Genomic DNA, 22,774 nt, shown 5'->3' with positions numbered 1-22,774 from the left:
CGATAAGTGCAATAATCACTCTTCTCAGAGGCTGCCCGGCACCGCCTCGATGATCACGAACGCCTGGGCCATCGGGAAATCGTCGGTGATGGTGAGATGGATCTCGGCGCGCATGCCGTCGGGGGTGATGCTGCGCAGCTGCTCCAGGGCGCCGTTCGTGAGCTGCAGGGTGGGCTTGCCGCTGGGCTTGTTCACCACCCCCATGTCGCGCCAATAGACGCCGCGGCGCAGCCCGGTGCCCAGCGCCTTCGAGCACGCTTCCTTGGCGGCAAAGCGCTTGGCGTAGCTGGCGGCGCGGTCGGCGCGCCCGTCCGAGCGGCGGCGCTCGATATCGGTGAAGCACCGCCCGATAAAGCGCTCGCCATGGCGCTCCAGGGTCTTGTCGATGCGCCTGATGTCGACCAGGTCGCTGCCGATGCCGATGATCATGGCAACGGGATAGCGCGCCGGCGGGCCGGGCGCCAGCCCGCGCGGCCGGCGCCTTCAATCCGTGGACGAGCTGCTGCTGTCGGAGCTGCCGGTGCTGCTGCTGTCGGAGCCCGATCCGCTATCGAAGCTTGATCCGCCGCCATCCGAACCGCCACTGCTATCGGCGTCACCACGGCCAATCTCGGTGCCGAGCGCGGCACCGGCGACGGCTCCTGCGGCCACTGCCGGCGCGATTGATCCGCCGCGCGTCGCGGGCTCGTACGACGACCGTTCGGAGGGTGGCGACGTGTCGGTGGACGTGTACCCGTTGTCCGACCAGGTCCCGGATCGCCGCCGTCCTCTTCGGATCGCCTGTATGAGCACCAACAGCACGACGGCGAAGAGAATGACATACACGAATGTCATGCCGTCTCCTGATCACCATCGACGCGGAACTTTTCTCATCATCAATGATATGATTTTGCCGCGAGCGCCGCCCATGTCAACGAGCGTGAACAGATGGGCGTCCTTGGCGCCGCGCAGGAAGCGCCGCCTCGATCCGGGAGCGCCCCACATGGCGGGTTGCCGCCCAGAAGATGAATCCAGCGGCGGAGGCCCCTGCTCCAAGAGCACAGACGCCAAACCATCCCATTCTTGCGTAAACTACGGTCGAGGCGATAGCGCCGACGGCGCTACCGATGGAATAGAACACCATGTACCCGGCGACGAGCCGGCTGTGAGCGTCGGGCCGCGTGGCGAGGATGATGCTTTGATTGGTGACGTGAACCGCCTGCACAGCCAGATCGAGGATGACTACCCCGACAACCACCACCGCGATTGACGAGTCCAGCAGGACAATGAGTCCCCAGGAAGCAAGCAGCAGCGCCAGCGATACACCAGTTGTCCATTGTCCCAGACCTCTGTCAGCAGCGCGGCCGGCACCGTTGGCAGCGAGCACGCCGGCAGACCCGGCGAGCCCGAACAATCCGATTTCGGTGTGCGACATAGAATGCGGCGGCGCGCTGAGTGGCAGCACCAGCGCCGTCCAGAATGCGCTGAAGGCGGCGAAGATCAGCAACCCCAAGACGGCCCGAACGCGCAGGATCGGTTCGTCGATGAACAGCATCAGCACCGAACGAAGCAGCTCCCGATAGGAGACTGACGATCGCGAGCTTCCTTCTCGCGGCAGGACGCGGAATAGACTGGCCGCCATGATGAGGGTAGCTGCTGCGGAGATCATGTAGACCGCGCGCCAACCTCCCAGATCGGCAAGCGTTCCGGATACGAACCGGGCAAGCAGCAGGCCGACAACGACCCCGCTCGTCACCGTGCCCACCGCCTTGCCTCGCGCGGCAGGTGACGCCAGCGTTGCCGCAAATGCCACGAGCACCTGGACAACGACCGCCAGCAGACCGACAGCAACCATCGCCACCAGCAGGACATTCTCGGTCGGCGCCGTGGCGACCACAATCAATGCCATTGCCGACAATACTCCCTGCCCGACGATGAGCTTGCGTCGTTCGAGGAAATCACCGAGCGGCACGATAAAGATCAATCCCAGCGCATAGCCAATCTGCGTCAGCGTGACGACACCGCCGATCGCCGCGGCGCTGATGCCGAAATCGGCGGCCATGGCATCCAGCAGGGGATGGGCGAAATAGATGTTGGCGACGCTCAGCCCGCAAGCGATCGCGAAGAGGATCGTCGTAACTTGCGACAGGCCCCGACCATCCTGCTTATCGGTCTTCGCTGCTGCCTGCCGCAGGTGAGGTGCATTCGTCTAACTGTCCATTATGTATTCTTGTCGCCGATGAAGTCTTATAATAAGACCACTTGCACGCAATCTAATCTAGTTCTATTTTAGAACCAGATGGCGGGCTGAACCGAGGAAGGATACCGGCATGGTAAAGCGTGTCAGTCTGGGCGCCGTTGAGTGCCCGGTTGCTCGCGCCCTTGATGTCATCGGTGACTGGTGGTCCCTGCTGATCATCAGGGACGCCTTTGACGGCATAAGCCGCTTCAGCCAATTTCAGAAGAACCTTGGCATAGCCAAGGGCATGCTGACGGCGCGGCTTCAGGAACTGGTCCGTCGCGGCGTGCTCGAGGTCCGCCCGGCGTCGGACGGATCGGCCTATCAGGAATATGCGCTGACACCGAAAGGGCGCGACCTGTTCAAGGTCATCGTTGCCCTTCGGCAGTGGGGCGAGGACCACCTCTACGCTCCCGGTGAGCCTCATTCCACGCTTGTCGAAACCGCGACCGGAGAACCCGTCAGCCGCCTCGAATTGCGGTCCCGGAACGGGGTTGGCCTGGCCTGGAGCGAAACAACTGTGCGCAAGCACCACGGGAGCACTGCGGGTCGCGAGATGGTCCGGCGGCAAGCGTCACGATGACACCCGTTCCCGGTGAGGCGACGATGACAGGGAGAGCAGCAGCAGCTCGATGTTCATGACGCTCCAACGCCGCTGGGCGCAGCCCTGGGGAACATGGATGACTGTGAAGGCGGGATGACGATGGAAGCGCCGCCGCAGGATACGATCGGCCTCAGATGCCGCGTGCCTTATCCATCAGGCGGCGCATCTCGGCCAGGCTTGCCTTCCAGCCGATGAAGATCGCCTCGCCGACCAGGAAGTGGCCGATGTTCAGCTCCGTCACCTCCGGGATGGCGGCGACCGCCTCGACATTGTCGTAGGATAGGCCGTGGCCCATGTGGCACTCCAGCCCCAGCGCAGCGCAAACGGCAGCCGCCTTGCGCAGCCGCTCCAGCTCGGCGTCGCGCGCGCTGCCGTCGAGCTCGCAGTAACGGCCGGTGTGCAATTCGACCACCGGCGCGCCCAGCGCCACGGCAGCGTCGAGCTGGCGCCGGTCGGGCTCGATGAACAGCGACACCCGGATGCCCGCTTCGCGCAGGCGCTGCACGCGCGGCGCCAGGTGGTTGTGCTGGCCGGCGGCATCGAGGCCGCCCTCGGTGGTGCGCTCCTCGCGGCGCTCAGGCACGATGCAGGCCGCGTGCGGCTTGTGCCGCAGCGCGATGCCGACCATCTCGTCGGTCGCCGCCATCTCGAAGTTCAACGGCAGCGGCACCTCGCGCACCAGCCGCTCGATATCGGCATCGGCGATATGGCGGCGATCCTCGCGCAGATGCGCCGTGATGCCGTCGGCACCCGCTTCCGCCGCCAGCAGTGCAGCGCGCACCGGGTCGGGATGCCGCCCGCCGCGCGCGTTGCGCACGGTGGCAACGTGATCGACGTTGACGCCCAGACGGATACGACTCGTGCTCATTGCCGACCTGCTGCCGCAAAACGATGCGCGGCAACTTAGGCGCGCCACGCGGCGGCGTCCGCCGCGAACTTGTCCGCATTGTCGATGCGGCGGCAATCGACCAAGCGCTCATCCACCACAGTTGCTCTTGACTCCGGCGGCCAAGAGGCACACGTTTCGTGTGTCTGTTGGTCCCCCTTGCGCGCCGTTAGCGCGACGAAGGGTGGCGCTGCTGGCAGCGCGGGACGACAGGCGGATCGGCAACCAGCTCGGGAGGCATGCATCGCATGAACACTCCGCCGGGCCAGCGACCCGGGTCTTGGTGAGCGATCATCAGGACCATGACCTGGACATGCGATCACAACCCTGGCCAGGGCACGATCCGGGTCACCAACAAATCGATATGGCATGACAGAGCGAACCGACGACCAGCGTCCTAGGCCAGGCGCTGGAGCCGAGGTCCGATAGAGGCCACTCTCCACGAGCGGCCCGGGCAGACGCCCACAGAGCCCCGCTTCCCGCCTCGTTCGGGACGGGGCTCTTTATTTGCGCACGCACCTTCAGAGCCCGAACGCCAGATCCGGCGTTGCCTTCAGCCGCGCGATATCACGCCGCGGCGGTGCACCGAACAGGCGGCCATATTCGCGGCTGAACTGTGACGGACTGTCGTAGCCGACGGCGCGACCGGCGGTCGCGGCATCGGCAGCCTCGCTCAGGATCAGACGGCGTGCGTCCTGAAGCCGCAGCTGCTTCTGGTACTGCAGCGGGCTCATCGCCGTGATGCTCTTGAAATGCTGATGCAGCGCCGATGGGCTCATGCACGCCTCGGCCGCGACCACATCGATGCTGAACGGCCTGGCGAAATTGCGCTTGATCCATCCGATGGCGCGGTTGACCTGCTGCAGCCTGCTGTCAGCGAATGCAACCTGCCGCAGCCTGGCAGCCTGCTGGCCCACGAGAAGCCGGTAGAGAATCTCCCGTTCGACCAGGGGGGCGAGGATGGCGATGTCGCGCGGCGCCGCGAGCAGCCGCAGCAGCCGGGTCGCGGCGTCCAGAAGCTCGGCTGTCGTGGCGCTCAACCCCAGCGCCGGCCCGGATTGCCGGCTGTCCCCGGCGCGCAGCCCGCTCTCCAGCAGCAGCGCCCCCAGAATCGCGGGGTCCAGGTCGAGGCGCAGGCAGAGATAAGGGCTTCTGGGGTTGGCCTTCAGGATCTGGCCAACGACCGGCACGTCGACCGACACGACCAGATATTGCGCCTTGTCGTAGACATAGATCCCCTCGCCGACCATCACCTGCTTGCGGCCCTGCGCGACGAAGCAGACCGCCGGCCGATGCAGCACGTGCAGCGGCATGGTGGGCCGCGACGCGCGGATCAGGAACACGCGCGCAATGGGCGTGGCGTGAACGCCATCCTCACGGGCGAATCGGTCAATCAGCTCGGCCAGCTCGGATCCTGCTTCCACGCACCATCCCCGCATTTTCGCGACCTGTCCCGTCACACATCATAGCCACAGACGGTCATCCCGAGCGCCAGCGAGGGATCTCCCGCGAAAGACGCACGATGCGCCGTTCGCGGGAGATCCCTCGCTGGCGCTCGGGATGACAGTGAAGATGAACGCCATGGCACATCATAGGCGGCGGCGCGGCGATAGCCGATAACGACATCGCGGTTGTGGAGGATCAGGCAAGAACCGGCCAGTTCCAGTCTACCGCCATGGCAAGCGCTGCAACCACATTCCCAGCGTCGGCCGGCGCGGTGCGCCGGATCTATAGCCCCAGGGAGCGATGCCGGCGAGATGATCGTCCGTCCCACGGCAAGCCCCTACTGACTCGGAGCACCACAATGACCATGAAGCACATGCTGGCCGCCGCCGTGATCACCGCCGCGGCCTTCCCGGCGGTTGCCGATCCGATCAAAAGCGAGCGCCGCCAGCGCGGCGAGGCGGTGGTGAGCACCTTGAACGCAGGCAAGAGCCAGCCGGCGCTCGAGGGGTTGCGCCGGGAGGCCCGTTCCTGGCCGATGCGATCACCGACTATGCCCTGGGTGATGTCTGGGCGAGGCCGGGCCTCGATCCGCGCACGCGCCAGCTGGCGACGGTGGCGGCGTTCACCGCGCTGGGCAATCGGGCGCAGATGAAGATCCATGCCGGCTATGCGCTCAACATCGGCGTGACCCGGGACGACCTGAAGGAGGTCGTCTACCTGACCACCGTGCACGCTGGCTTTCCGCGCGCCATCGACGCAGCGCAGGCGTTGATCGAGCTGTTCGGTAAAAGAGACCTGGCCGGAGAACCGCAATGAGATACGCATCGACGGACTGCACGACACGTCGCCTCGTGCTGCGCGCAATGGTGGCGATGGCCGCCGGCGCCGGCGCAATCGCGGCCACGACGGCCATCGCACAACCGGAGCCTCCCATGACTGAGCAGCGCTTCGTGGGCATGTGGGTCACGGCGGACAGCCATATCCGGCTCGAGCTGCGATCGGACGGACGCTACGACGAGGCCCGCGGCACGCGCAAAGGCGCCTACACCGGCCGGTACACGGCGCGCGGCAATGACCTGCATTTCGTCGACGATTCCGGGTTCACGGCGACGGGACGCTTGGTCGACGGCGTGCTCACCGTCGGACCTGACATATTCCGGCGAGAATGACAGGATATCCTCTGGCTGATTGGCGCCGGCGATCCCAGGTAAAGCCCATGAACGACATCGATATCGAGCAGATAGCATCATGGGTGGTGCATCGCGGCCTGGCCGGCGCCTCGGAGACCGACCTGATGGACGGGTTTTGCGCGCGATGCAGCCAGGTCGGGCTCGAGCTGGCGCGCGGCATAACGATCATCGACACGCTGCATCCCATCTATGAGGGGCGTGCGTTTCGCTGGCGCGATGACGGCGTCGAGGAAAGCGCCGTCGTCGAGTACGGCCCGACCAATGTGGGCGAAGCGGCGGAGAACTGGCAGAACAGCGCCTTCTACCACATCCTGCAGACCGGCACCGACGAGCTGCGCTGCCGACTGGGGCCGGCCGATCCGGTGAGCTTCTCGCAGCTTCAGTCGCTGCGCGAGCAGGGACAGACCGACTACCTCGCCATGGTGCAACGCTTCGCCGACAAAGGCACGATCGGCGAGATGGATTGCGTCTATTCGTCATGGATGACAGCGCGCCCCGGCGGCTTCCGCGAGTCCACCCTGGCGGCCTTGCGCCGGCTGGTGCCGTCCCTGGCGCTGGCGATCAAATGCGCGTCGCTGGCCCGCATCGCGGGCACGCTGGTCGAGGTCTATCTCGGCCAGGACGCCGGCCAGCGCGTGCTCAGCGGCCGCATCTCGCGCGGCGTGGCCGAGCGCATCAACGCCGTGCTGTGGTTCTCCGACCTGCACGGCTACACCACGATCTCCGACACGGCGCCGCCCGACGAGATCATCCCGCTGCTCAACGACTACGCCGACGCCGTGATCACCTCCATCCGCGAGGCCGGCGGCGAGGTGCTGAAGCTGATGGGCGACGGCACGCTCGCGATCTTCAAGTCGGAGGACCGCGCCCAGGCGTGCCGCAGCGCGCTGCAGGCCGAGGCGGCGCTGCGCGAGCGGCTCAGGGTGCTGAACGCACGGCGCACCGACGAGAGCCGGCCGGTGACCGCGGTCTATCTCGGCCTGCATATCGGCGACGTGTTCTACGGCAATATCGGCAGCCGCGAGCGGCTGGACTTCACCGTCGTGGGGCCGGCGGTGAACGAGGTCAGCCGCATCGCCTCGATGTGCAGCTCAGTCGACCGGCACATCGTGCTGTCATCCGACTTCGTGGCAGCGGCCCCCGAAGCCGAGCGCGCCCACCTCGTCTCGGTCGGACGCTACGCGTTGCGCGGCGTCGGCCGCGCACAGGAGCTGTTCACGATCGACCCGGCGCTGCTGTAGTGCCTGAGGACCTCAGCTGCCCGAAATCATCCTGCGACAGAACGCGACGAACGTCGGCGACTGCTGCAGCACGTCGTGCGCTTTTGTTTCCAGCCCACGCGCCGCTTCATCGTAGTCAGCCAGCTGCCGCGCAGCTTGGGCGCGCCCCAACACCGCCACGCTCTGATCGGTTGGCAAGCTGCGCTGGATAACCAGCCGAGAAAAGCGTGCGATGACACCCGAGTGCGTCTGCGGGGGATCCTCTCCTGCAGCGATAATCACGGCGGTCGCCGCATGGAACATCGCATAGTACCCCGTGTGAATGGCTGACGTCGGCGCCCGCTCGGGATCAATTCCGTCCAGCTCGCCCAGCAACCGTTCGGCGAAGGCAAGCCGGCGATGGGCAGCTTCCATCATACAAGGACACCGTCGCGACGGATGTGCCTCAGGAAAAGGCTGTCCTCGTTCTCGCGCGAAATTGGCAATGGCACAGGCTGGATTACAGCCCCCGTCTGGAGTAGCAGCGCCGTTCCGACGTCGGCCAGAACATCAAGCTCGCGCGAACCGACATCGTCGCGCAGGAAGACGGCGACATCCCAGTCGGAATCTGCGTCTGCGTCACCGCGTGCCCGTGACCCGAACAGCACGACCTTGGCCACACGGCCAGGGAGCGCAGCTTCCACACGGCGTTTATATTCGGCGGCGATCGGGATGACATTATCCATAGCACATTATAGCTTGAAATCGAGCGGCATGGCTCAAAACACGGGGCGCACCGCGTGCTGACGTGCGGTGCGTCGCCGGTTCGGCCGTGATAAACCCCACATCATGAGGGGAGCCCCGTGAACGAGGCGCGCGTCGAGCGCCGGCTGGCGGCGATCGTCTGCGCCGATGTGGTCGGCTACAGCCGGCTGGTCGGGGCCGACGAAGCCGGCACGGTGGCGGCCTGGCGGGCGCATCGCGAGGCCATCCTGCCGCTGGCGGCGGCGCATCGCGGCCGGCTCGTGGGCTCGCAAGGCGACGGGCTGCTGTTCGAGTTCGCCAGCATCATCGACGCCGTCGCCGGCGCGCTCGCCATCCAGGCCACCATGGCCGCGCGCGGCGCCGCCGAGCCCGAGCCCCGGCGCTTCCGGCTGCGCATCGGCATCAACCTGGGCGACATCATCGTCGACGGCAGCGATATCCTGGGCGACGGCGTCAACGTCGCCGCGCGGCTTGAGGCGCTGGCCGAGCCGGGCACGATCTGCGTCTCGGGCGTGGTGCGCGAGCAGGTGCAGGGCAAGCTGCCCGTGGCGTTCGACGACCTCGGGCCGCGTTCGGTGAAGAACATCGCCCGCGCCGTGCATGCCTGGCGGGTGCGGCCGGCCGACAGCGCCGCGCCGCGGGCAGCGACGGCGCCGCCCGGCAGCGACATGCCGGCAAGGACGCCAAGCACGGCCCCGCCGCGGCAACCGGCAACGCTGCGGCGCGTGGCGGCCGCGCTGGCCGTGCTGCTGCTGCTGGCCGGCGCCGTCGGCGCGGGCACGTGGCTGGCCGGCACCTGGCCGTGGTCGGCGGCCTGGCGCCCCGCCGGCGTCGCCATCATCGTGCTGCCGTTCGAGAGCCCGGCCGGGCAGGACCAGGAATATTTCAGCGACGGCATCACCGAGGACATCATCACGGCGCTGTCCAAGATGGCGGTGCTGGCCAACCAGCAGAACCTGCGCGTCTTCGGCCGCAGCACGTCGTTCGCGTGGAAGGGCCGCAAGGCCGACATCCGCCAGCTGGCGCGCGAGCTTGGCATCACGCATGCGCTGGTGGGCAGCGTGCGCCGCGACGGCGGCCGGCTGCGCATCTCGGCCGAGCTGATCGATGCCTGGACCGGCCGCTCCGACTGGGCCGAGCGCTATGACCGCGAGGCCGGCGCCGTGTTCGACATCCAGGACGAGGTCACCGGCAGGGTGGTGAGCACGCTGGTGGCGATGCTCGACGTCACGTCCGGGCGCAACAACCCCCTCGCCAACCCCAGCGGCAAGGGCGACGAGCCCAAGACCGCCGACGCCGAGGCCGAGCAGCGCCGCCAGGAGGCGGAGGCCCGCGCCCGCGCCGCCGAAGCGCGCCGCAAGGCCGAGGAAGCGGCCCGGCGCCAGGACGAGCAGAGCCCCAAGCGGCCGCTGCGGCCGGCACCCGGAGCAGCGCCTGCGCCGGCACCGGCGCCATCGCCGCCGTCATCGCCGCCGCCCTCCTCGAAGACCTCGGCCGACGCAGCGCCGACGCCGCCACCGGCACCGGCAGCACCGCCGACGACGACGCTGGTGACACGGCCGCCACCCGACGTTTACGACCTGGTGCTGCAGGCGCGCCTGCTGGCCGGCAAGGACGCTCGGGCGGCGCTGCTGCAGGCGCGCAGCCTGCTGCTGCGCGCGACCGCAGCGGCCCCCGGCTATGTGCCGGCGCAGCTGGCGCTGGCCGACACCTACCTTGCCGCCTATGAGCGGCGTTGGGACCCGGCAGATGGCGCGCCCGAGGGACTCGAGACGGCGCTGCGCGGCCTGGACGGCGCGCTGGCGCTGACACCCGACGCACCGCTGGCCCTGGCGCTGCGCAGCGCCGTGCTGGCGCATCTGGGCCGGCACGACGACGCCCGCGACGACGCCCGACGTGCCGTCGGCGCCAAGGATACCGATGCCGCCGTGCTCGCGCGCGCCGCCGGCACCCTGGTGCTGGTGGGCGACTCGCCTGGTGCGCTTGCGGCGCTGGCCCGGGCGCGCCAGCGCGATCCGGTGCCGGGCTCGGCCGCGCTGTCGGTCGAGGCGCGTGCCCTCTTCCTGCTCGGCCGCGACGCCGAGGCGGCCAAGGCCGCAGAAGCCTGCCGCGCGCGGGCAGCGTCCGACCGCGATTGCCTGGAGACGAGCGCGGCGGCGCTGGCGCGCCAGGGCAAGCTCGACGCGGCGCGCGCCGCGCTGGCGACATTGAAAGCGCTGGACCCGACATTCACCGCCGACAGCCCGCGGCTGCGCTTCGCGCGCTCCTACCGCAACGGCGCCGACATCGACGCCGTCGTGGCTGCCTTGCGCCAGGCATCGCCGTAGCACCTGGAAGCATCAGTTGCCGGCACATCATCTCGGCGGTTGCCTGCCCGTGGCGCGCCTGGAGCAGCGACTGGGTATTCCACGATGTCCGACAGGCACGGGCTGCCGCCCCGGACACGGACAAGCGTGACAATTGGCACCGCCATTTGACTTGACGGCAGCAGAGCCGGGCCTTAACCAGCGGGCGGGCCACGCCCCCCCACCGGGGCGCTTCTCTTCTGGAAGGGAGAGGCTGCATGAAGCCGAACGCTCGCCCGAATTGTCCCGATTTCTCTTCGGGCCCCTGCGCCAAGCGGCCGGGATGGTCGCCCGAAGCCCTCAAGGATGCGGCGACCGGCCGCTCACATCGTTCCAAGCTCGGCAAGAAGAAGCTGGCGGAGGTCATCGACCGCACCCGCGCGCTGCTGGGCATTCCGGCCGACTATCGCATCGGCATCGTGCCGGCCTCGGACACCGGCGCCGTGGAAATGGCGCTGTGGTCGATGCTGGGCGCGCGCGGCGTCGACGTGCTGACCTGGGAAAGCTTCGGCGAAGGCTGGGCCAACGACGTCATCAAGCAGCTCAAGCTGGCGGACGCACGCACGCTCAACGCGCCTTACGGCCAGCTGCCCGACCTGCAGCTGGTCGACTGGGGCCGCGACGTGGTGTTCACCTGGAACGGCACCACCTCGGGCGTGCGCGTGCCGCATGCCGACTGGATCCGCGACGACCGCGAAGGCCTGGCGATCTGTGACGCCACCTCGGCGGTGTTCGCCATGGACCTGCCCTGGACCAAGCTCGATGTCGTGACCTGGAGCTGGCAGAAGGTGATGGGTGGCGAAGGCGCCCACGGCATGCTGGTGCTGTCACCGCGCGCCGTGGCCCGGCTCACCTCCTACACTCCGGCCTGGCCGCTGCCCAAGATCTTCCGCATGACGTCAGGCGGCAAGCTGTCGGAAGGCATCTTCAAGGGCGAGACCATCAACACGCCCTCGATGCTGGCGGTCGAGGACGCGATCGACGGCCTGGCCTGGGGCGAGCAGGCCGGCGGCCTGCAGGGCCTGATCGCGCGCTCCAACGCCAACCTCGCGGTGATCGAGAAGTTCGTGGCCGAGCGGCCGTGGATCGACTTCCTGGCGGCGTCGCCCTCGATCCGGTCGAACACCTCGGTGTGCCTCAACATCGTGGCGCCGTGGTTCACGCAGCTCGACGCCAAGCAGCAGGCGGCGGCGGCCAAGAAAATGGCCGACCTGCTGGAGGCCGAGAAGGCCGGCTATGATCTCGGCTCGTACCGCGACGCCCCGCCGGGCCTGCGCATCTGGTGCGGCGCCACCGTCGAGGCCGCCGATGTCGCAGCGCTGATGCCGTGGCTCGACTGGGCCTACGCCGAGATCGAGCGCGAGTTCACCGCCCAGGCGGCGTAAGCAATCAAGAAGAAACCACAGAGACACAGAGGCACAGAGAAAGACACAGAGAATGATGGGATTGCGCGCCCGTGGCGCGCGCGAAATCTTCCTCTGTGCCACCTCTGTGTCTCTGTGCCTCTGTGGTTGGTCTTCCCTCATCAGTCGTTTGACCAACACCGACTCAGAGACTGACTCCCATGCCCAAGGTTCTCATTTCCGACGAGCTGTCACCGCGCGCCGTCGAGATCTTCAAGGAACGCGGCGTCGACGTCGACGTGAAGGTCGGCCTCAAGCCCGACCAGCTGCGCGCCATCATCGGCGCGTATGATGGCCTGGCCATCCGCTCGGCCACGAAGGTCACGGCCGAGGTGCTGGCGGTCGCCGAAAAGCTGAAGGTGGTGGGCCGCGCCGGCATCGGCGTCGACAATGTCGACATCAAGGCCGCCACGGCGCGTGGCGTCGTGGTGATGAACACGCCGTTCGGCAACGCCATCACGACGGCCGAGCACGCCATCGCGCTGATGTTCGCCGTGGCGCGCCAGGTGCCCGCCGCCGACGCCTCGACGCAGGCCGGCAAGTGGGAGAAGAACCGCTTCATGGGCAGCGAGCTGTCGTTCAAGACGCTCGGCCTGATCGGCTGCGGCAACATCGGCAGCATCGTGGCCGAGCGCGCCATCGGGCTGAAGATGCGGGTCGCGGCCTACGATCCCTTCCTGTCGGAGGAGCGCGCCCAGGCGCTGGGTGTCGACAAGGTGACGCTCGACGAGCTGATCGCACGTGCCGACTTCATCTCGATCCACACGCCGCTCACGGAGCAGACCAGGAATATCCTGGGCCGCGAGCGCCTGATGAAGACGCGCAAGGGCGTGCGCATCGTGAACTGCGCCCGCGGCGGGCTGGTCGACGAGCTGGCGGTGCGCGACCTGCTGATCTCCGGCCACATCGCCGGCGCCGCCTTCGACGTCTTCAGCGAGGAGCCGGCCAAGCAGAACGTGCTGTTCGGCGCCCCCAACCTAGTGTGCACGCCGCACCTGGGCGCCAGCACCGTGGAGGCGCAGGAGAACGTGGCGCTGCAGGTCGCCGAGCAGATGAGCGACTATCTGATGACGGGCGCGGTCGCCAACTCGCTCAACATGCCCAATGTCTCGGCCGAGGATGCACCGCGGCTGGCGCCGTACCTGAAGCTGGCCGAGAACCTCGGCTCGTTCGCGGGCCAGCTCACCGAGACCGGCATCAAGGCGGTGAGCATCGAGTACGAGGGCACGGTGGCGGCGCTGAACGTGAAGCCGCTGACCCAGGCCGTGATCACCGGCCTGCTGCGGCCGCAGCTCGAGAACGTCAACATGGTCAACGCCCCGATCCTGGCGCGCGAGCGCGGCGTCGACGTGGCCGAGGTCAAGCACGACCGCGACAGCGATTACCAGACCCAGATCACCGTGACGGTGACGACCGAGCGGCGCACGCGCTCGGTGTCGGGCACGCTGTTCGGCGGCAAGCGTCCACGCCTGGTCTACATCAAGGGCATCGAGATCGAGGCCGAGTTCGCGCCGAACATGCTCTACATCACGAACGACGACAAGCCGGGCTTCATCGGCCGTCTCGGTGCCCTGCTGGGCGATACCGGCGTCAACATCGCGACCTTCCATCTCGGGCGCGACAAGCCCGGCGGCGAGGCGATCGCGCTGGTCGCCGTCGACCAGAAGCTGGACGGCGCCCTGGTCGACCGCATCGGCGCGCTCGACGGCGTGACCCAGGCCAAGGCGCTGGCGTTCTGAGAACGGGGCCGGGCGTGCCGCTGAAGCGGTGCTCTTCGTCCTTCTGTGATGGAAGAGATGAGCGCCGCTGGAGCGGCGCGGCCCGACCAGATGCTGCCGCCACAAACGAGGGTTGCGGCAGCCGCTATCGACAGGCCTGCCGCCGCCCGACATCCTGCGACCGATGCGTTTCGATATCGACCTGAAGCAGATCATCCTCGGCCGGATGGCGGACTTCGTCCTCAACAGCCCGGCCAACGGCCAGGAGCTGAAGCGTGCCGCCGTGGCCATCACGGTGGTGGCGCGCGACGAGGACGACGCCTTCGGCCGGCCCGGCGACGCCGCCTTCCTCCTGACGCGGCGCGCGCCCAAGCTGCGCGCCCATGCCGGACAGCTGGCGCTGCCCGGCGGCCGCCTCGACGCCGGCGAGACCCCGCAGCAGGCGGCATTGCGCGAGCTTGACGAGGAGCTCGGCCTGGCGCTGGACGAGAGCCATATCCTGGGCACCCTGGACGACTACCCGACGCGCTCGGGCTACCTGATCGCGCCGGTCGTGCTCTGGGCGCCGCTGGACATGGTCATCACGCCCAACCCGGCCGAGGTCGCGCACCTCTTCCGCATTCCGCTCGCCGAGCTGCGGCGGCCCGAATCACCGGAGATCTTCAGCATCCCCGAAAGCGACCGGCCGGTGATCCGCCTGCCGACGCCGATGGTGAACGGCCATATCAACGCCCCCACCGCGGCCATGCTCTACCAATTCCGCGAGGTGGCGCTGGAAGGCCGCGCCACCCGGGTCGACCATTTCGACCAGCCGGTCTGGGCCTGGCGGTAGGACTGCCCTTCCCTCCCCCAACGCTTGCGTTGGGGGAGGTGCCCGAAGGGCGGAGGGAGAGCCAACGGAGTCTCAATTACCAAGACCGCGTCGGCTCCCCTCCGCCCCTTCGGGGCACCTCCCCAGCTTCGCTGGGGAGGATCATGAGGCCGGCCGGCGGCGCAGGATCACGCGCGCGTCCATGGTCATGACGGCCTCGCCGTGCTGGTTGGAGGTCGTGTGGCGCATCGTCACCGTGCCGCGGTCCGGCTTCGACGCCGATGGCTGCAGCGCGCGCAGCTCGCTGATCACGCGCAGCGTGTCGCCGGGCCGCACCGGGCGCAGGAAGCGCACGCCGTCGAGGCCCGGCGAGCCGACGGTGCAGGCGATGAACACCCGGTCGGCCAGCCACAGCCGCAGGGTCACGCTCATGGTGTGCAGGCCCGAGGCGATCAGGCCGCCGAAATGGCCGCGCGTGCGGGCGTACTCGGCATCGAGATGGAAGGGCTGCGGGTCCCACTGCGCCGCGAAGTCGATGATGGCGCTTTCGGTGATGGTGAGGCCGGCGCTCTCGAAGCGCTCGCCGACGCGGAAATCGTCGAAGTAACGGTCGTTGGTCATGGGCGGATGCTAGAAGATCCGGCGACCCGATCGGGACAATTTCATTGTCACGGCGTCGCACAATGAAATTGTCACCCTTACAATTCCCTTGTACCAACGGGCAGACCGTCGGGCGAGCGTCCATTGCCGTGATTGTCACGGTGACAATCGATCGTCCGCGGCAAGGGCCCGTCCGCGATGAATCCCGCCCGCAAGAAGCGCCCCGCCTGGCGCCCCACCATCGACCCCGGCGCGTCGACCCCGCTCTACATCGCGATCGCCAACCAGCTCGCGGCTGACGTGGCGTCGGGCAAGCTCGAGCCCTATGCGCGCCTGCCGACGCACCGCGACCTGGCCTGGACCCTGGGCTGCACCATCGGGACGATCACCCGCGCCTATGCCGAGGCCGAGCGCCGCGGCCTGGTGCATGGCGAGGTCGGCCGCGGCACCTATGTGCGGCCGCCCGCGATCCCCTATGCCGACCCGATCGTGGCGCGCTCGGTGGTCAATCCGACGGGCGATCCGCGCGCGGTCATGGACGCCGCGCCGGCGCGCCTGATCGACCTGGCGATGAACTGGCCGGCCGAGGTCGGCGAGGACGAGCTGCTGCGCCGCACGCTGGCCGACATCGCCAAGATGAACGACATCAACTCGCTGCTGGAGTTCAGCGGCCGCGCCGGCCTGGAGCGCCACCGCGCTGCCGGCGCGCGCTTGCTGGCGCGGCGCCAGCATCCATCGCCGGCACGCGGCAAGGCGGCCGCCGCGCCGGCGATCGACCCGGCGCATGTGCTGATCTCGGCCGGCACGCAGCATGCCCTGATGGTGACCCTGGCGGCGCTGACGGCGCCGGGCGATGCGGTGCTGGTCGAGGATCTCACCTATCCCGGCGTGGTGTCGCTGGCGCGGCTGATGCGGCTGCGCCTGAAGTCGATCGCGTGCGATGGCGACGGGCCGCTGCCGGGCGCGTTCGAGGCCGCCTGCCGGGTGGGCGACGCGCGCGCCTTCTACATGACGCCGGTGCAGCACAACCCCACCGGCCGCACCATCAGCGAAGCGCGGCGGCGGGCACTGGCGCGCGTCGCCGAGATGCACGAGCTGCCGATCATCGAGGATGATGTCTACGGCTTCTTCCCGACCGACGCGCCGCCGCCGATCGCCGCCTTCGCGCCCGAGCATGTCATCCATCTCGCCGGGCTCAGCAAGATCGGCGCGCCGGGCCTGCGCATCGGCTTCCTGCGCGCCCCGCCCAGGCTGGCGGCGCGGCTGGCAGCGGCCATGGCGGCAGCATCATGGACGGCAGCGCCGATCGCCGCCGAGGTCGCGACGCGCTGGATCGACGAAGGCGTGCTCGACGAGATCCTGCGGCGCAAGCGCGAGGAGGCGCGGCGGCGCTACGACATCGCGGCGCCGATCTTCCGCAACGCCGGCGTCCCCGTGCGCGCCGCCTCGGCGCAGGAGGCGCCGGCGACCGCCGCGCACGCGGCCGGCGGCGGCGGCGCCCGCGCCCAGCGGCCGGCCGTGCGGATCGTGACCGCCAACGAGCGCGGCAGCGCCAGCGAATCGCGCCGCCGCCTGGCCGAAGCGAGCGCCAACCATCTTGCGGCGATGAAGGGCGATGCGCCGCCAGCGCCGGCACCGACGGTCGCGGCGCACAGCGACGGCTGGAGCGGCACGCACCACCGCACCGGCATGGCCAGCCGCGAGGCGGCGCCGCAGAAGGCCGAGCTGATCCTGCCGGCCGACTGCTTCCACGCCTGGCTGAAGCTGCCCGATCCCTGGCGGGCCCGCGACTTCGCGTCGGAGGCCGAGGCCCAGGGCGTGCGATTGACGCCGGCCGACGCCTTCCTCGGCGGCCGCACCGACGCGCCCAGCGCCGTGCGCCTGTGCCTGGGCAATGCCAAGACCCATGCCGACCTGAAGCGCGCCCTGCAGGTCGTGGCGCAGCTGCTGGCCATGCCGCTCGCCGCCGCCCGCGAGGTGGTGTGAGCACTTTTGTCATCCCGGGCGAAGCGAGGGATCTCCCTGAAATGTAGTCTCTGCAGCCGGGAGATTCCTCGCTGCGCTCGGAATGATAGCAACAAGGACCGCATCCATGATCACCTACGCCGTCAACCGGAAGCTCGAGGCCGCCGATGTGGCACGCCTGTTCGATGCCTCCACCATCCGGCGCCCCACGGGCGACCTGCCGCGCATCGCCAAGATGCTCGAGCACGGCAACCTCACCATATCGGCATGGGACGGCGACAAGCTGGTCGGCATCTCGCGGGCGCTGACCGACTTCGCCTATTGCTGCTACCTGTCGGACCTCGCGGTCGACGGGGCCTACCAGCGCCATGGCATCGGCAAGGAGATGCTGGCGATCACGCGGCGCGAGCTGGGTGATCAGGTGGCGCTGATCCTGCTGGCCGCGCCCGAGGCGATGGACTACTACCCCAAGGTCGGCTTCGAGAAGATCGGCAACGGCTATATCGTCAGGCGCACGCGCTGAGCGGCGGGCGCCGCCTGGAAGCTGGGCGCGCCGCGCGCCCTGTGGTTAGCTGCGCGATCGCCCACCGACCCGAGCCTCCTGCGATGTCATCGACCGTCATCTACCCGGCACGCCGCGTGATCACCATGAGCACGCACCAGCCCTTCGCCACGCATGTGGCGGTGCGCGACGGGCGCGTGCTGGGGGTCGGCAGCCTGGCCGAGCTCCAGGGCTGGGGCGCCTACACGCTGGACCGGCGCTTCGAGGACCTGGTGCTGCTGCCGGGCTTCGTCGAAGGCCACAGCCATGCCTTCGAGGGCGGCGTCTGGCGGTTCCCGTATGTCGGCTTCTTCGATCGCCGCAGCCCCGATGGCACTGTCTCGCCGGGGCTGAAAAGCATCGACGCGGTCGTGGCGCGGCTGCGCGCGATCGAGCGCGAGATGACGACGAAGGACGGTCCCCTGCTCGCCTGGGGCTTCGATCCGATCTATTTCGGCGGCCGGCGCATGGACCGCGGCGACCTCGACAAGGTCTCGGTCGAACGGCCGGTGCTGGTGATCCACTCCAACTTCCATGTGCTGAACGTCAATACGCCGGTGCTCGCCAAGGCCGGTATCGACCACACGACCAACGTGCACGGCATCGTCAAGGACGCGGCCGGCCAGCCGACCGGCGAGCTGCAGGAGATCGCCGCCAAGTACATGGCCTATCGCGCCAGCGGCATCGACCTGGCGGCGGCGCTGTCCGACGAGCAGGCGGTGTGGCGCTTCGCGCGCGTGGCCCAGCTGGCCGGCGTCACCACCGCCACCGACCTGCACAACGAGCTGCCCGACTCGACCGTGGCCGGTTACCTGCAGGCCAGCGCCCGCGACGATTTCCCGATCCGCCTGCTGCCCGCGTTCGGCGCCATCGCCCTGCCGGTCGAGGACGGCGTGGCCAAGCTGCGGGCGCTGGTGAGGCAGAACAACGAGCGCCTGCGCTTCGGCCTGGTGAAGATCATCACCGACGGCTCGATCCAGGGCCTGTCGGCGCGCATGCGCTGGCCGGGCTACTACAACGGCCTGCCCAACGGCGTGTGGAACACCGGGCCGGACGACATCGACCGGCTGCTGCAGGCCTACCACGACGCCGGCTTCCAGGTGCACATCCATACCAACGGCGACGAGGCATCGGAGGTGGCGCTCGACGCCGCCGAGCGTGTGCTGGCGCGCACGCCGCGGCGCGACCATCGCCACACCCTGCAGCATTGCCAGATGGCCGACGCCGCGCAGTTCCGGCGCATGGCGGCGCTGGGCATGTGCGTAAACCTGTTCGCCAACCATCTCTTCTACTGGGGCGACATCCACTACGCCCAGACGCTGGGGCCCGAGCGCGCCTGCCGCATGGATGCCTGCGCCACGGCGCTGCGCACCGGCGTTCCCTTCGCCATCCATTGCGATGCGCCGGTGACGCCGATCGGTCCCCTGTTCACGGCGTGGTGCGCCGTCAACCGGCTCACGGCGTCCGGCCGCACGCTGGGCGAGGCGGAGAAGATCGGCGTGCCCGATGCGCTGCACGCCATCACCCTGGGCGCCGCCTACACCCTGAAGCTCGACCACGAGGTCGGCAGCATCGAGGTCGGCAAGCGCGCCGACTTCACCGTGCTGCACGACGATCCCCTCACCGTCGCGCCCGAGGCGCTGAAGGATGTGCGCGTCTGGGGCACGGTGCTGGGCGGCCGCGTGTTCGAGGCGCCGGCCGGGTAGCGGCCATGGCGCGCCTGCCCTTCACCGTGATCGGCGGCTTCCTGGGCGCCGGCAAGACCACGCTGCTGAACCGGCTGCTGCGCGGGTCAGCCGGCCGCCGCTTTGCCGTGCTGGTCAACGATTTCGGCGCCGTCGATATCGACAGCCGCCTGGTGACGGCGCATGGCGGCGACACGATCAGCCTGGCCAATGGCTGCATCTGCTGCAGCATCGGCGACAGCCTGGTGCTGGCGCTGGTGCGGGTGCTGGAGAAGGCCGACAGGATCGACCATGTCGTGGTCGAGGCCAGCGGCGTCGCCGACCCGGCCCGCATCGCCGAGCTGGCGCTGATCGAGCCGATGCTGGAGCGTGACGGCGTGCTGGTGCTGGCCGACGCCACCTCGGTGCAGGCGCGCGCCGCCGACCGCCATGTCGGCGACACGGTACAGCGCCAGCTCGACGGCGCCGACCTGCTGATCCTCAACAAGGCCGACCTCGTCGACGCCGCGCAGCTGGCGCAGACCACGGCCTGGCTGCAGGCTCGCCAGGCCGGCGCGCGCGTGGTGCCGGCCGTGCACGCCGAGGTCGCCATCGAGGCGCTGTTCGGGCTCGCATCGAACGGCGCGCCGGCCGCGCCAACTGCCGCCGCGTCGGCTGCGACTCCGCCGGTCCGCCGCTGGTCGCTCTCGACACGCGGCCTGATCGACCGCGCCGCCCTGCTCGCGGCGCTGGCGGCGCTGCCCGCCAGCGTGCTGCGCGCCAAGGGCATCCTGCGCCTCGCCGACGCGCCGCTGCAGCGCAGCGTGCTGCACATGGTCGGCCGGCGCATCGACATGCGCAGCGACACGCCCTGGGGCATCGCCGCGCTGCGGTCGGACCTCGTCCTGCTCGGCACACCGGACATGCCAGCCGACGCGGAGCTGGACCGCCTGTTCGCAACGGTGCCGGTCACGCCCGTGGCATAGACTGAGGGCACCGATGACCTTCCGGCGCCACCGACCTTCGGCTACGCCGCAGGTGTGACGGAAATCTTCTTCTCGGCCCGCTGCGCATCTACCGTCTTGGGCAGGGTCACGGTCAGAACGCCCTTGGAGAAGCTGGCCTCGATCTTGTCCGTATCGACGCTGTCCGGCACGCGGAAGCTGCGTTGAAAGGCCCCGTAGCGGCGCTCGGACAGATAGTAGTCCTTGTCCTCTTTCTGCTTCTCTTCGTTCTTCTCGCCTTTGATGGTGAGGACGCCGCCAGCGAATTTCACCTCGACATGGCTCTCGTCCATCCCGGGGAGCTCGGCGGTGATCTCGTAAGCCCTTTCCGTCTCCACCACGTCCACCGCCGGCGCGACGGCGACGGTGAGCTCGCGCGAGAACAACGGCTCGGCGCCGAAGCCGAGACGGCCGAACGGTGAGCGCCAGTTCATATGGAAGCTGTCAAACACCCGGTCGATCTCGCGGCGCAGGTTTTCGTATGTCGTCCAGCCATGAGTGGGCGTGGTTGGCTCGACAGTCTTGCCTTCGGTCCTGATCGGCAGCTTGGTGGCATTGTCAGCCATGGGTAACCTCCAGTTTTCACAAATGTCGGACCCAACGCGCAACCAGCCGCTCCTTAGGGCCGCATCGCACGGCCGTCGTTGATGGAGGTCAAAGCGGTCGCCGATTGCACCACGCCATCCATGACGTACTGCGTGATGGCGCCCCCTGGGAGGTGCAACGGCGACCTCGTCCCGTGTCAGAAGGATTCGATCCACGGCCGCAGGTCGATCTCGTGTGTCCAGGCGCTGCGGTGCTGGGCGTGGAGCTGCCAATAGGTGTCGGCGATCGCCTCGTAGCTCAGCAGGCCGTCGGGACCGCGCTCGTCGCGTAGCTGCGGCGCCCGGCCCAGCAGGCGCGCGCCGCCGATGCCGCCATCGACCACGACATGCGCGACATGGATGCCCCTGGGACCGAGCTCGCGCGCCATGCTCTGGGCGACGGCACGCAGGCCGGCCTTGGCGGCGGCGAAGGCGGCAAAGCCGGCCTTGCCGCGCAGCGAGCCGGAGGCGCCGGTGAAGAAGATCGAGCCGCTGCCGCGCGGCACCATGCGCCGCGCCGCCTCGCGGCCGATCAGGAAGCCGCCCAGGCAATGCTCGCGCCAGAGCTGCTCGAAATCGGCGCGCTGCAGCTCCAGGATGCTGTCGCGCCGATTGCTGCCGGCATTCTGCACCACGACCAGCAGCGTGTTCTGCGCATCCGCGGCGGCGACGAAGCGCGCCGCGTCCGCTTCGACCGCGGCATCGCCCACCAGGGCCTCGGCGCTGCCGCCGGCGGCGCGGATCTCGGCCGCGACCTCGTCCACCTTGGCGGCGGTGCGGCCGACCACCGCGACGTGAAAGCCTTCGCGCGCGAAGCGCCGCGCCGTGGCGGCGCCGACGCCCTCGCTGGCGCCGACTCCGACGATGAGAGCCGTATGCTTGGCAGCCATTGGATCCTCCTGCGGTGGTTGCTAGCGCCCCTGGAAGACCGCGGCGCGGCGCTCGACGAAGGACCGGATGCCCTCCTTGGCATCCTCGGTGCCCATCACGCGCGCGCGGATCGCCGGCAGCATGGCGATGGATGCCGCCTCGCCGGCCTCGACATACTTCAACGCCGCCTCCTTGGTGACCTGGATGCCCAACGGCGCGTTGGCCGCGATCAGCCGCGCGATCTGGAGGCCGCGCTCGACGTGGCGGCCGAACGGCACGACCTCCTGCACGAGGCCGATCTGCAGGGCGCGCGTAGCGTCGAACTCGTCGCACAGCATCAGGTGGTACATCGCATTGCCCCAGCCGGTGCGGCTCAGGAAGCGGAAATGCGCGCCACCCAGCGGCGCGATCCCGCGCTTGGACTCCATCTGGCAGAAGCGCGCGGTGTCGGCGGCGACCACGATGTCGCCGGCCAGCATCATCTCGATGCCGATGGTGTAGGTGATGCCCTGCACCACGGTGATCACCGGCTTGCGGCAGCGCCGCTTCAGCCCGAACGGATCGACCTGGCCCTCGGGGATGCCGCGCCACGTCGCGGCCGGCCCGAAGAATTTCGGCATGTCCAGGCCGGCGGTGAAATGCTCGCCCTCGGCGCTCAGCACCGCGACCCACAGCGACTCGTCTTCGTCGTAGTGGGTCAGCGCCTGCGACAGCTGGTCCATCATCTCGGGGATGAAGGCGTTGCGCTTGGCGACGTTGTCGATGGTGATGTGCAGGATGCGCCCGTCGGCGCGGGTGCGGATCTGTCCGGCTGCGGGCGCGTCGGCCATGGCGGGCTCCCTGTGTCGTGGCACGAGTACGTTCAAAAAGAGAATGCACTGGTGCGTTCAAAAACGGAACCTGTCAACCGCAATCCAGCTCGCCCCCGATCGAGCAATTCTCATGCGATGACGCCTGGCGT

General features: G+C 68.8%; 24 protein-coding genes. 13 read left to right on the top strand and 11 right to left on the bottom strand.

Features of this window, described 5'->3' with window-relative positions:
- Positions 1-24: 24 nt before the first annotated feature.
- The 3 genes from acpS to FHP25_RS36625 form a co-directional block, all read right to left on the bottom strand.
- On the bottom strand, positions 25-429 hold the full coding sequence (gene acpS, locus FHP25_RS36635; RefSeq protein WP_147851955.1) for a holo-ACP synthase: 405 nt from the start codon (positions 427-429) through the stop codon (positions 25-27).
- A gap of 54 nt (positions 430-483) precedes the next feature.
- Entirely contained in the window at positions 484-834 is a 351-nt protein-coding gene (locus FHP25_RS36630; RefSeq protein WP_147851954.1) for a hypothetical protein, read from the bottom strand.
- 76 nt (positions 835-910) lie between these two features.
- Entirely contained in the window at positions 911-2,041 is a 1,131-nt protein-coding gene (locus FHP25_RS36625; RefSeq protein ID WP_408068567.1) for an MFS transporter, read from the bottom strand.
- A gap of 268 nt (positions 2,042-2,309) precedes the next feature.
- Here FHP25_RS36625 and FHP25_RS36620 point away from each other — a divergent pair, with 268 nt between their 5' ends.
- Complete coding sequence (locus FHP25_RS36620; RefSeq protein WP_147851952.1) at positions 2,310-2,801, top strand: winged helix-turn-helix transcriptional regulator; 492 nt, start codon at positions 2,310-2,312, stop codon at positions 2,799-2,801.
- A 151-nt stretch (positions 2,802-2,952) separates the two neighbouring features.
- Here the strand turns inward: FHP25_RS36620 and FHP25_RS36615 are convergent, their stop codons facing one another.
- Both FHP25_RS36615 and FHP25_RS36610 read right to left on the bottom strand, forming a co-directional pair.
- Positions 2,953-3,690, bottom strand: a complete 738-nt coding sequence (locus FHP25_RS36615) for a pyridoxine 5'-phosphate synthase (RefSeq protein ID WP_147851951.1) — start codon at positions 3,688-3,690, stop codon at positions 2,953-2,955.
- A 539-nt stretch (positions 3,691-4,229) separates the two neighbouring features.
- Positions 4,230-5,132, bottom strand: a complete 903-nt coding sequence (locus tag FHP25_RS36610; protein WP_269434423.1) for an AraC family transcriptional regulator — start codon at positions 5,130-5,132, stop codon at positions 4,230-4,232.
- Between the two features lie 380 nt (positions 5,133-5,512).
- On the opposite strand from FHP25_RS36610, the gene FHP25_RS42130 reads away from it, so the two are divergent.
- From FHP25_RS42130 to FHP25_RS36595, 4 genes are read left to right on the top strand one after another with little or no spacing between them, the layout of a single operon-like run.
- Positions 5,513-5,806 carry a hypothetical protein gene (locus FHP25_RS42130; RefSeq protein ID WP_231712609.1) on the top strand — a complete coding sequence of 98 codons (294 nt, stop codon included), beginning with the start codon at positions 5,513-5,515 and terminating at the stop codon, positions 5,804-5,806.
- Positions 5,695-5,970, top strand: a complete 276-nt coding sequence (locus FHP25_RS42125) for a carboxymuconolactone decarboxylase family protein (RefSeq protein ID WP_331461723.1) — start codon at positions 5,695-5,697, stop codon at positions 5,968-5,970. Before FHP25_RS42130 ends, FHP25_RS42125 begins: the two co-directional genes overlap by 112 nt.
- Complete coding sequence (locus FHP25_RS42120) at positions 5,967-6,323, top strand: Atu4866 domain-containing protein (protein WP_231712608.1); 357 nt, start codon at positions 5,967-5,969, stop codon at positions 6,321-6,323. Before FHP25_RS42125 ends, FHP25_RS42120 begins: the two co-directional genes overlap by 4 nt.
- 47 nt (positions 6,324-6,370) lie before the next feature.
- On the top strand, positions 6,371-7,585 hold the full coding sequence (locus tag FHP25_RS36595) for an adenylate/guanylate cyclase domain-containing protein (RefSeq protein WP_147851949.1): 1,215 nt from the start codon (positions 6,371-6,373) through the stop codon (positions 7,583-7,585).
- Between the two features lie 12 nt (positions 7,586-7,597).
- Here FHP25_RS36595 and FHP25_RS36590 read toward each other — a convergent pair whose 3' ends face one another.
- Positions 7,598-7,981, bottom strand: coding sequence for a HEPN domain-containing protein (locus FHP25_RS36590; RefSeq protein ID WP_147851948.1), 384 nt, complete (start codon positions 7,979-7,981; stop codon positions 7,598-7,600).
- A complete protein-coding gene (locus FHP25_RS36585) occupies positions 7,978-8,289 on the bottom strand; it encodes a nucleotidyltransferase domain-containing protein (RefSeq protein ID WP_147851947.1) in 312 nt (103 codons plus the stop codon). Before FHP25_RS36585 ends, FHP25_RS36590 begins: the two co-directional genes overlap by 4 nt.
- A gap of 117 nt (positions 8,290-8,406) precedes the next feature.
- Here FHP25_RS36585 and FHP25_RS36580 point away from each other — a divergent pair, with 117 nt between their 5' ends.
- From FHP25_RS36580 to FHP25_RS36565, 4 genes are all read left to right on the top strand, one after another.
- A complete protein-coding gene (locus tag FHP25_RS36580; RefSeq protein WP_147851946.1) occupies positions 8,407-10,635 on the top strand; it encodes an adenylate/guanylate cyclase domain-containing protein in 2,229 nt (742 codons plus the stop codon).
- 236 nt (positions 10,636-10,871) lie between these two features.
- Positions 10,872-12,038: a phosphoserine transaminase gene (locus FHP25_RS36575; RefSeq protein ID WP_147851945.1), complete on the top strand. Its 1,167-nt coding sequence runs from the start codon at positions 10,872-10,874 to the stop codon at positions 12,036-12,038.
- A gap of 179 nt (positions 12,039-12,217) precedes the next feature.
- Positions 12,218-13,795 carry a phosphoglycerate dehydrogenase gene (gene serA, locus FHP25_RS36570; protein WP_147851944.1) on the top strand — a complete coding sequence of 526 codons (1,578 nt, stop codon included), beginning with the start codon at positions 12,218-12,220 and terminating at the stop codon, positions 13,793-13,795.
- A 205-nt stretch (positions 13,796-14,000) separates the two neighbouring features.
- Complete coding sequence (locus tag FHP25_RS36565) at positions 14,001-14,606, top strand: NUDIX hydrolase (protein WP_231712613.1); 606 nt, start codon at positions 14,001-14,003, stop codon at positions 14,604-14,606.
- A gap of 141 nt (positions 14,607-14,747) precedes the next feature.
- On the opposite strand, the gene FHP25_RS36560 is transcribed toward FHP25_RS36565, so the two are convergent.
- Entirely contained in the window at positions 14,748-15,206 is a 459-nt protein-coding gene (locus tag FHP25_RS36560) for a MaoC family dehydratase (RefSeq protein ID WP_147851942.1), read from the bottom strand.
- A 177-nt stretch (positions 15,207-15,383) separates the two neighbouring features.
- Between FHP25_RS36560 and FHP25_RS36555 the strand changes: the two genes are divergently transcribed.
- The 4 genes from FHP25_RS36555 to FHP25_RS36540 all read left to right on the top strand — a co-directional run bounded on the left by FHP25_RS36555 (position 15,384) and on the right by FHP25_RS36540 (position 20,341).
- Positions 15,384-17,171, top strand: a complete 1,788-nt coding sequence (locus tag FHP25_RS36555; protein WP_147851941.1) for an aminotransferase-like domain-containing protein — start codon at positions 15,384-15,386, stop codon at positions 17,169-17,171.
- A 106-nt stretch (positions 17,172-17,277) separates the two neighbouring features.
- A complete protein-coding gene (locus FHP25_RS36550; protein ID WP_147851940.1) occupies positions 17,278-17,673 on the top strand; it encodes a GNAT family N-acetyltransferase in 396 nt (131 codons plus the stop codon).
- Positions 17,674-17,756: 83 nt separating this feature from the next.
- Positions 17,757-19,397: an amidohydrolase gene (locus FHP25_RS36545; protein ID WP_147851939.1), complete on the top strand. Its 1,641-nt coding sequence runs from the start codon at positions 17,757-17,759 to the stop codon at positions 19,395-19,397.
- A 5-nt stretch (positions 19,398-19,402) separates the two neighbouring features.
- Positions 19,403-20,341 (top strand): CobW family GTP-binding protein, encoded by a 939-nt coding sequence (locus FHP25_RS36540; protein WP_147851938.1) that lies wholly within the window; start codon positions 19,403-19,405, stop codon positions 20,339-20,341.
- A 41-nt stretch (positions 20,342-20,382) separates the two neighbouring features.
- On the opposite strand, the gene FHP25_RS36535 is transcribed toward FHP25_RS36540, so the two are convergent.
- The 3 genes from FHP25_RS36535 to FHP25_RS36525 all read right to left on the bottom strand — a co-directional run bounded on the left by FHP25_RS36535 (position 20,383) and on the right by FHP25_RS36525 (position 22,643).
- Positions 20,383-20,925, bottom strand: coding sequence for an Hsp20/alpha crystallin family protein (locus tag FHP25_RS36535; RefSeq protein WP_147851937.1), 543 nt, complete (start codon positions 20,923-20,925; stop codon positions 20,383-20,385).
- A gap of 176 nt (positions 20,926-21,101) precedes the next feature.
- The gene (locus FHP25_RS36530) at positions 21,102-21,833 is read right to left on the bottom strand and encodes an SDR family NAD(P)-dependent oxidoreductase (protein WP_147851936.1); all 732 of its coding nucleotides are present in this window, start codon (positions 21,831-21,833) and stop codon (positions 21,102-21,104) included.
- Between the two features lie 21 nt (positions 21,834-21,854).
- Positions 21,855-22,643 (bottom strand): crotonase/enoyl-CoA hydratase family protein, encoded by a 789-nt coding sequence (locus tag FHP25_RS36525; protein ID WP_147851935.1) that lies wholly within the window; start codon positions 22,641-22,643, stop codon positions 21,855-21,857.
- Between the last annotated feature and the right edge of the window lie 131 nt (positions 22,644-22,774).

This window comes from Vineibacter terrae, assembly GCF_008039615.1.
GTDB classification, from domain to species: Bacteria; Pseudomonadota; Alphaproteobacteria; order Reyranellales; family Reyranellaceae; genus Vineibacter; species Vineibacter terrae.
The sequence above is the reverse complement of the archived record's forward strand: the minus strand, read 5'-3'. Positions and strand labels throughout refer to the sequence as shown.